This is a genomic window from Nostoc sp. UIC 10607, from assembly GCF_047228265.1.
Taxonomy (GTDB): Bacteria; Cyanobacteriota; Cyanobacteriia; order Cyanobacteriales; family Nostocaceae; genus Nostoc; species Nostoc foliaceum_A.
The window spans coordinates 1-9,345 of the sequence record NZ_JBIQNW010000120.1; the positions used below are offsets into that span (position 1 = coordinate 1).

Below are 9,345 nucleotides of genomic sequence, written 5' to 3' on the forward strand. Positions count from 1 at the left end.
TATAAGGCTTTAATTCCGTTATCTTCTGATACTCTAACTATTCGGCCAATTGTTCAAGTTATTTTTACATGATTCCTTAGCTATGTCTCAATTCGATTAGCCTTAATTTTTAGCAGATGAATATTTTCCTCTAATTTGTGAGAAATTACGGTAATCTGCATTTATTCCAGAATGAGTAAAAAACACCTACAAAAGCTCCCAAAATGAGATAAGCCACCAGTGTCGGAATCACCTGCTGTTGTACATGATTCAAAATAGCGATAAACAAAGCTAAACCAAAATTTCGAGCAATACAGAAAATCGCCAAGGTAGATCGGGTATCATCATCGAATCTGCCTAAAGCGTGTCCAATTCCTAGAGAGGCAATCACCATAATTGCGATCGCTACCAGTGGTAATTCCCCAACTTTGGAAAACATTGGCAGCCCTAAGATGCACACTAAAACAACCAGCCCTAAAAAGAGACTGTTAGCAATAAAAGTCAAGGGTTTAGCAATCTGTTGGGTAAATGTAGGCGTGAACTTTTGCATCAAAATACCGAGACTGACAGGTAATAACTGCACCATAATGACTTGCCGGGCAACTTCTAAAATTGCCACCTTTTGTGAAATACTCGCAAATAAGGCGGCAAAAATCGCCAAAGTAATGGGAGTAACAAAAACCGCCAGTATTGCCAGAGTTAGCTGAAGACTTGCTGAGTAGTGGAAGCTGCCTCCAGCCTGTTGCGATCGCTTTGTGGTCAGAGGCGCACCCGGAGAAGCTGCAAGTATTGCCAATCCGATCATCACTGCCGGTGGTAAGTTAAACAGTTTCAGCAGGAGAATAACCACTAGAGGAACCAGCACAACAACCGCTAAAAGCGCACGGAATACTAAGGCAGGTTTTCGCCAGAAGGAGCGCATCTTTTCAAAAGAGAGGTTGCACCCTATGGCTAACATCAGAGAAAAAATAGTGACTTTAACGAGAACCAGTAATAAGGGATGGTGCATAGCTCCACTGATAGCGTAGTGTAAAGCCTTCTCTTCTCTTTCAGAGACGCTAACGCGAACGAGAGGCTGCGCCAACGGCATGGCTTCTCTACGAGACGTTACCGCGAACGCTTAGAGCGAATCTGCGTACCCCTACGGGGAAGCAAGCTACGCTTTTAGCGTCTCGTAGAGAGCGTCTTGCAATTTTTAATTAATAATTTTTAATTTTTAATTGGAGCGTACTCCTACGGAGAAGCAAGCTACGCGCAGCGTCTCGTAGAGAAGCGACTTGACTCTCTACTGTCGTGCCATAATGGTACGCATTTCAGCTTCCTTATCTTGAATCAAATCTCCAGTAACATCCACTATCACACTATAAATCTTGCCCGTAAACTTGAATGGCGGTTCATAATCAGGTGTTACAGGCGCACCAGGGGCAATTCCACAAGTCACACCACTGGTCAGACCTAGTGCTAAGGGAGTAGTTACAGGGACATCAGCTTGCCCAACTAATTTCCCATCAATATAAAGTTCGGCGCGACCTGGCGTTCCTTTCCCCTTGGCTAAATCTGGTTGACCCGTGACTTTAAACTCAAAGCGCAACTGGTGACGACCTTCCGGCACAGATGACCCAGACTCGACATGATAGAGCGATCGCGCTACATAATTATGAACCCAGTGCAGTTTGCCATCTTTGACATAGAAGGAGTAGCCACTATCATTACCTCCATGAGCCAGTAATACTCCTTCTGCACCACCTGTGGGAATTTCCACATCAGCCGTAATACTGTGAGAACGATTGAGCAACTTGACGGCACTATTGGCTGGGATTGCCTGAGTATCAGGATAGTAAGTATAGCGGCTACGATTGACGGCAATCTGAGGACGTTCTTCTGCAAATCGTTGTACGCCTCTGCCATCCACAGGCAATACATTGTATTTACCCGCCTCTACGTACCAAGTGGCAATCATCTCAATCAATTTAGGGCGATTATCAGCCGCAATATTATGATTTTCCGCAAAATCTGAGGCGACGTGATACAGCTCCCAATGATGGGTATCCAAATCCGTCAGAGTTTCTGCCGAAATCGCCTCACCAAAAAACTGACCTGCTTCTGCAAATGAGGGGCCAGGCCAAGGACAAACCGCCCGCCAACCATCATAGTAAAGAGAACGATGTCCCATCATCTCGAAATATTGGGTCAGGTGCTTAGTAGGTACGGTACTATGATTAAAAGTATGGGCAAAACTGACACCTTCAATGGGAGATTGAGTAACACCCTTAATCGTTGTTGGTGGTTCAATTTCCAGTAATTCCAGCACAGTCGGTACTAGGTCAATAGCATGAGCGTACTGAGTACGGATTTCACCTTTTGCCTCAATGCCTTGATTCCAATGGACTATCAAGGGATCGCTGATTCCACCCCGATAAGTTTCCCGTTTCCAACGACGGAAAGGCGTATTACCTGCCCAAGTCCAACCCCAAGCATAATGGTTGAAAGTTTCTGGACTACCTAGCTTATCTAGTGCCTTGAGATTTTCCTCTAGGGATTCTGGCACATTGTTAAAAAAGAGGTTCTCATTAACTGAACCAGTTGGTCCCCCTTCAGAACTTGCCCCATTGTCCGAGATGACTATAATTACAGTATTCTCGAACTCGCCGATCGCTTTGAGGAAATCGAGTAAGCGACCGATATGGTGGTCAGTGTGGGTTAAAAAGCCAGCATATACTTCCATCATCCTGGCATAAAGCCGTTTTTCTGCGGCTGAGAGGGAATCCCAGTGCGGGACATCGGGATCATGGCGGGAGAGTTCGGCATCGGTGGGGACAATTCCCATTTCCTGCTGACGTGCAAAAACCTTTTCCCTGTAAGCTTCCCAGCCATCACCAAACTGTCCGGCGTAGGCATCAGCCCATTCTTTCGGCACATGATGGGGGGCGTGCATCGCACCAGGACAGAAATACATGAAAAAGGGTTTATCGGGGGCAACCTGCTTGGCATCAGCGATAAAGCTAATTGCCTTGTCTGCCAAGTCTGCGGTCAAATGGTAGCCTTCTGCGGGGGTCTTTTCTGGCTTAACGGTGTGGTTGTCATAAACCAAATCTGGATAATACTGGTGGGTTTCTCCGCCTAGAAAACCATAAAAACGTTCAAAACCGCGACCAAGAGGCCAGCGATCATAGGGGCCGGCCGCAGATATCTGGTCTGCGGGCGTTAAATGCCATTTCCCGATTGCATAGGTGTTATAACCCTTCTGTAATAATATCTCCGAGAGAAACCCATTCTCAAAAGGAATATTCCCATTACCACCCGGATAACCCGTAGAACCTTCTGTAATGCAGGACATGGCATTAGAATGGTGATTGCGCCCAGTCAGAAGACAAGAACGGGTGGGTGAACACAACGCCGTTGTATGTAAATTGTTGTAGCGTAAGCCATTGGCGGCTAGTGCGTCTAGGTTGGGTGTTTTGATGGGACTTCCGTAACATCCAAATTGCCCAAAGCCTGTATCATCGAAAACGATAAATAGGACGTTTGGTGTTCCTTCTTTAGATCGCAACGGTTCTGGCCAAGCTGGACTGGATTTATCAACTGTTCGACCGATGACACCGGGGAAAGTATTTCCGGGTTTGTATTCACGCAGAGACATAAATCTGACCTCTTGAGAATATGTAATTTTTAACAAAAACCCCGAAATTCTATATCCTCTTTAGGACTGGTTAATTTATAAATTCATTGCCCGAATTATCACACCAATCAAACGAACTAAGCCAATTACGAGTAAAGCCACTTCGATAATTTCTGCACTGTGAGAGGTTTCGTAGGTATAGCGATTATTTTGGATTTGTTTAAGTAACCGACGGCTGTACAGAGTGAATCTGCTTCGTTGTTGGCTAAAAATCAGGACTGTGGTGTTGAGCCGAGAGACTATCATGTTCGCGTAGCATCTCGTAGAGATGGTACTTGTTCCGCCGCGCCCATTGCCGTAAATGAATTTTCTTCAAGTTCGGCGATGTGTAGTGACAAGCCGTTTCACGTCTACGCTAATCAAACACAGGGGCAAGTAGAACAAAGTAATTCCGCTTCGTTGTTAGTTGAAAATTCAGCTTCGGGCGTAGAAGTCAAAGCAGTTGATGAGGATGAAAGTTCCGCGCTGCCCGTGCCAAATCCTGAAAAATGGTCACATGAGGCGATAGTTGCAATGTCAAATCTGCGACCGGAACGTATGCAGAAACTCAAACTTGCAGCGAATCCGGGGCAGAATCCGGGGTTTGACCTATCGCTCTCGTGCTGGAATCATGATCCGGCGCTTATGATCGCGATCAAGAAGTTTCTGGTAAAATATCCGCAGTGGGGTGTTACGATTGTGGATGAAATGTTGGTGAAGTGGAATCAGTAGTGATCGCTTTATTACGCTTACTCCTTGGATGTGAATAAGTATTCGTGCCAATCCGTTAGGGGGCGATAGCCAATCACTTGATAAATATGATTAGCTGTGGGATTAGCTAAATCTGCTATGAGCAAACAATAACGGCATCCCTGGTCTAGCAGTTTTTGGCTTAATGCTGTAACACAGGCAGTGGCATATCCTTTACGACGATACTCTGGTGGTGTATAAGCTAAATTGATCCGACCAATTGTAGGTAACAATTGTTTACTAGATGCAACTGAAACTGGAGTGCTATCAATCCAAAAATAAGTATTCTGCTGTTTCAACCGATTATCTACAAGGTATTCGACATCTTCGCTCACCGCCTCATCTATTTCAGATAAAAATGCAGAAAGCCACTCGATCAAAAGAGAGCGATCGCCTTGGGTTGCCAGTCTGAGATATCCTTGGGCCGTTGAGACTGTTTGCACTGCTGTTAATTGGTAAATTTTCATTACCACCGACCGTTGATAGAATTGTCCTGTCAGCGCTTGCCAAGTCTGCGAGAATATTTCTGCTTCAGTTGCCAGTCCCATGCTTCCTGGCAGTTGCTCAAGATTTATGTCTTGAGCAATCAAGCCCAAGGCATCCATATTCTGGGCTTTGGATAGGATCAATTTTTGGGGTGGTGTGCGGATAGCAACAGCCAGAATCTCGCCACTTGTTTGGACGATTGCTAAATAAGGCTTACCCAGGTAACGTTCTGGGTTATGCAACAAGGTATGCAAAATACTGAGCAAAACATTATTTTCTACCTGATGCTGGAGTAAGTAAGTCTGAGTGCAGTGCCAGAATTCCTGAATGTTGTCGAATTGATGTAGTTGCATGATTTGCCTTCTTCACGAATCAAGTAAAGAGTTATGCTATCTACAGTAAAGCAAGTCTTTGGTGAGAAAGTGAAAGATTGTCTTGTCCCTTGCACGTTTCGTAGAGAAGGCACTTGTTCCGCCGCGCCTGTAACTCAAAATGAATGATGAATATCTACTTTAGCAATACGATTTCACATTGTTAGCCTTCGCGTCTCCAAAACTTGACTTTCAAACCATCCCTCGGACGAGAAAATGGTAGTACTAAGCGTTCTAAATTTTGTCCAGGAAGTATTTCCCATTCATAGTCACGAATCAATAGTACGGCAAACAGTTTCATTTCTAGCCGAGCAAACTCTTTACCTAAACATTCTCGAATCCCACCACCAAAAGGAATATAGCTTCCGATCTTTTGTTTGTCTTGGATGGATTTAGATGCAAAACGTTGTGGATCAAATTGTTGAGATTGAGCGTAAACATTCTCGTCTTGATGAGTTTCCTGAATTTGGTAAAATACGTCCCAGCCTTGGGGGATACGGTATCCAGCAAACTCACTTTCCTTAAGTACTTTACGCGAACCGCTACGAACGACTGGAGGCAGTATTCGTAGGACTTCCTTTAGCACAAGCTCTAGATAGGTCATTTGCTTAAGACATTCTGGTGTCAGCAGTTGTGCGTGTCCAATTTTCGCTTGTTCCAAACGTGCTGTTTGCCACACATGTGGATATTGAGCTAACAATAAACATAAGGAAGTTAGTGCTGAGGTTAAAGTTTCGTGTCCAGCAACAAGCATTGCTAATACGTTATCTTTCACATCCTCAATACTCAGACGATTCCCTTCCTCATCTTGTGCTTGTAATAGAATTCCTAAAACATCTCGATGGGCAATAGGTTGTTTTTGACGTTGAACAATTAACTGATCAAATTGCACAAGAAGCTGCTCTCGCGCACGAACTGCACGAGCAAACTTGCTTAGAGGAAATCGAATTGGAATAGATAATAGTCCATTACTCCAAGCCTCGTAAACTTTTTCTAAGTTATCATTTGCGGCATTATCAACACCTATAAACAACCTACAGGCAATATCAAGTGTGTATTTTTTCAGTTCAGGATACCAAGTGAAAGTTTTCATCTCTTCCCATTTATGCAGATAACGATGGGTCAACTGTTCCATTGTTTTGGCATAGTCAGCTAGCGCTCTTGGCTCAAAGGACTTGAACAAGTGTTTACGAAGTTTTTGGTGAGCAGTACCTGTCTTGACTCCAATTGAGTTGGCTCCTAGTAGCATCTCGAAACTTGTAGTATTAGTCATCTCAAATCGCTGACTTTCATTAGTGAATAGAAAACGTGTGGCATCTGCCCCAATTAAGACAATCGTTGGGCGACCAAATAGATGAGTTTTGAAGACTGCTCCATATTGCTTTTGTCGCTGCCGAATAAAATGTGCTGGCTCTTGCAAATAACTAATGGATTCGCCAATGATGGGCAAACCCAAGCGACCAGGGGGTAATGGCAGTGTTCGTCCGCTTGAAAAGCTAGTCATGTTTTTTCTCACTTTTGAGTGATTGGAGATTATATTTACGATACGGTATCGTAAAATTTGAGGGAATGTCAACTCAGTAACTGTTCGCAAGTTGTCTAAATACTGATGCTTTGAGATGATAATTGCATGAATAAACCCGCGAAAAATCTGCCAGGACGACCTCGTAACCTTCAATCTCATCAAGCCATTCTGCAAGCAAGCTTGGAACTACTATCAGAAGTAGGATATGAACGTACAAGTATTGACGCAATTGCAGTCCGTGCCGGAGTTAGTAAACCCACTATTTACCGACGCTACAAAGGTAAAGAAGAACTGATTGCATCGGCAATAGAAAGTTTTAGAGAAGAAGTTATTATCCCTGACACTGGTCGTCTTTGGGATGATATTGATGCTCTGATTGAGAATGCCGCGCAAGTTACGCTTAGTCCTTTGGGACGGCAGACTGTTGCCATGATTATCAGTAGTGCCTCAACTAGTCCTCAATTTGCTCAAATTTATTGGACAAAATATCTGCAACCTCGACGGCAAGCTTTTGCTGTTGTAATTGAACGAGCAAAAGTGAGAAAAGAAATTCACACAGATTTAGATCCTAGTTTAGTTTTTGATACGATGAGTGGAATTATGCTTTATGCACAAATTTTTCAACCTCAGACTGAGCCTTGGCAAATATATGTTCGTCGTGCTTTACATCTTTTAATCAAGTAGCACGCTGATGCTAAGTAGAACAGAGTCAATCAGCTTCGTTGTCAGGTACGGGCTTTTACGGACTGTAACACAAGATTTCTGTTGAAGTTTGTGTGTTTAGCGATCGCACTTGAAGATAACCCTCCCTCACTGAATCAGATGAAAGCAGCAGTCCCCAAGAAGGTTGCCCAAGAAGTCTGCTGCAAGTATTGCAGAGTTACAATAATGAGATAGTGGGGGTTATGGAATTCGCGTTCGCTTCTGTGAGTTGCATTTAAGGCCCAATCTGACACTTTTCAAACAACCTCTAAGTCCCACTATTTGGTTGAACTTACACAATCTTTGAGATTAAACCAGTTGAATATCTAAATTGGTTTGAAAACCAGCCGGCTTATTCTCAAGTATGGCGAACCTAGACTCTTGGAAGAATAAAGAACCATTTAGGGGATCATAACTGAAGTCGTTAGTGGAAATAGCCCCAAAACCTGCTTGAGAAACTTGAATTTTATCACCTTCAACAGCCTTGAAATCTTTGATAATGTCAACACCCTCTAATACACTGGTAAAAACAAATTTATCTGCACCTAGTCCGCCAGTGAGAGTATCTGCACCTAACCCACCAGCGAGTGTATCGTTCCCGCTCTTACCAGAAAGTGCATCGTTTCCGCCATTGCCAAATAATACATTATTTTGCTTATCTCCAACAATGGTGTCACTTTGATTTGTACCTTTAACATTATCAAAGTTTATAAATGTGAATTCAACTGTGCCTATGTTAGGAACATTATTAATTACGAAACTTTGACTTTCAAGGTTAACGTTAACTGATGCATCTCCAACTAAAAAGGGTGCTGAAGGAGCAATTGAGGCATCGATAGTGTTATTTGCAACGCTAGCATCAACAACAAGATTTTCAAAATTACCAAGTAAATCTCTACCTAGTCCACCACCTTTTTGAAGAGTTCCATCAATGAAGATGGTAGAGCTTACACCTATTTTGCTGTAATCAGCCGTATCAGTACCATCTCCACCATTTAAGGTATCGTTGCCTGCACTACCTCTAATAATGTCATTGCCGCCGCTACCAGATAATTCATTATCAACAGCATCACCAGTAATAGTATCCTTTTGATTTGTACCAATTACATTGACAAAATTTTTCACACTGACTATTATTGGTGGCGAACCGACAACTCTTATTTCTAGTCTTTCTTTGGATAAATCAGCTACTATCGATACATTTGTACTGTCAGTAGTTGCATCAATAATATTAGTCTGTCCTCTAGCACCAATAACAGTTTCAAAGAAATCTCTAAACGTATCAGTTCCAATTACGCCTTTTTGAATCACCACTGGTTGGAGTGTTACAGGTTGTTCTAAGTCACTGTAATCAATGGTATCCCTACCATCTCCACCAGTAATGGTATCATCGCCTGCACTAGCGATAATTCTGTCATCCCCAGCAGTTCCGATCAAAATATCGTCCCCATCAGTACCTATAATTGTTGCCATAATCTTGCTTTACCTGTTTTTGAGTAACTGCTGTATACTAGCTTGTTATCTGCTGCATTTTCTTGAAAAAATGTTGCAGAATATAGCTATTAACTAAGATTTCTCCGCAGACATTCTGCTCTTGGAGCGACCACAACGTATGTAGAAACTCAAGGTTGCAGCGAATTCAGGGCAGAATTCGGGGTTTGATTTCTTGCAAGAGTGTTGGAATGATGATCCCGCGAAAGCAGATTGTGATTAAAAAGATACTGGTTAAGTTTCCGCAGTGGGATATCGCTTGTGTTGATGGTGTGCTGGTGAATTAGGAGGAGTAGTGAATCTGTACATTGACACTCTCACCGCTACACCGCAAAGCGGTGTAGCGGGAGATTCTTGCTTCTCAGAAACACGCTTTTAGGTAC

The 9,345-nt window shown here is 43.2% G+C and carries 8 protein-coding genes; 2 read left to right on the forward strand and 6 right to left on the reverse strand.

Features of this window, described 5'->3' with window-relative positions; genetic code table 11:
- Positions 1 to 145: 145 nt before the first annotated feature.
- The 3 genes from ACEYW6_RS34905 to ACEYW6_RS34915 all read right to left on the reverse strand — a co-directional run bounded on the left by ACEYW6_RS34905 (position 146) and on the right by ACEYW6_RS34915 (position 3,904).
- Entirely contained in the window at positions 146 to 1,063 is a 918-nt protein-coding gene (locus ACEYW6_RS34905) for a bile acid:sodium symporter family protein (protein ID WP_412983396.1), read from the reverse strand.
- Positions 1,064 to 1,264: 201 nt separating this feature from the next.
- A complete protein-coding gene (locus ACEYW6_RS34910) occupies positions 1,265 to 3,619 on the reverse strand; it encodes an arylsulfatase (protein ID WP_412983397.1) in 2,355 nt (784 codons plus the stop codon).
- Positions 3,620 to 3,694: 75 nt separating this feature from the next.
- Positions 3,695 to 3,904 carry a hypothetical protein gene (locus tag ACEYW6_RS34915; RefSeq protein ID WP_412983398.1) on the reverse strand — a complete coding sequence of 70 codons (210 nt, stop codon included), beginning with the start codon at positions 3,902 to 3,904 and terminating at the stop codon, positions 3,695 to 3,697.
- A gap of 78 nt (positions 3,905 to 3,982) precedes the next feature.
- Between ACEYW6_RS34915 and ACEYW6_RS34920 the strand changes: the two genes are divergently transcribed.
- Positions 3,983 to 4,369 (forward strand): hypothetical protein, encoded by a 387-nt coding sequence (locus ACEYW6_RS34920; RefSeq protein WP_412983399.1) that lies wholly within the window; start codon positions 3,983 to 3,985, stop codon positions 4,367 to 4,369.
- A gap of 17 nt (positions 4,370 to 4,386) precedes the next feature.
- Here ACEYW6_RS34920 and ACEYW6_RS34925 read toward each other — a convergent pair whose 3' ends face one another.
- Complete coding sequence (locus ACEYW6_RS34925; RefSeq protein WP_412983400.1) at positions 4,387 to 5,226, reverse strand: GNAT family N-acetyltransferase; 840 nt, start codon at positions 5,224 to 5,226, stop codon at positions 4,387 to 4,389.
- 181 nt (positions 5,227 to 5,407) lie between these two features.
- Positions 5,408 to 6,748, reverse strand: coding sequence for a cytochrome P450 (locus ACEYW6_RS34930; RefSeq protein WP_412983401.1), 1,341 nt, complete (start codon positions 6,746 to 6,748; stop codon positions 5,408 to 5,410).
- A gap of 126 nt (positions 6,749 to 6,874) precedes the next feature.
- Here ACEYW6_RS34930 and ACEYW6_RS34935 point away from each other — a divergent pair, with 126 nt between their 5' ends.
- Positions 6,875 to 7,453, forward strand: coding sequence for a TetR/AcrR family transcriptional regulator (locus tag ACEYW6_RS34935; RefSeq protein WP_412983402.1), 579 nt, complete (start codon positions 6,875 to 6,877; stop codon positions 7,451 to 7,453).
- 327 nt (positions 7,454 to 7,780) lie between these two features.
- Here ACEYW6_RS34935 and ACEYW6_RS34940 read toward each other — a convergent pair whose 3' ends face one another.
- Entirely contained in the window at positions 7,781 to 8,944 is a 1,164-nt protein-coding gene (locus tag ACEYW6_RS34940) for a hypothetical protein (RefSeq protein WP_412983403.1), read from the reverse strand.
- Positions 8,945 to 9,345 lie beyond the last annotated feature (401 nt).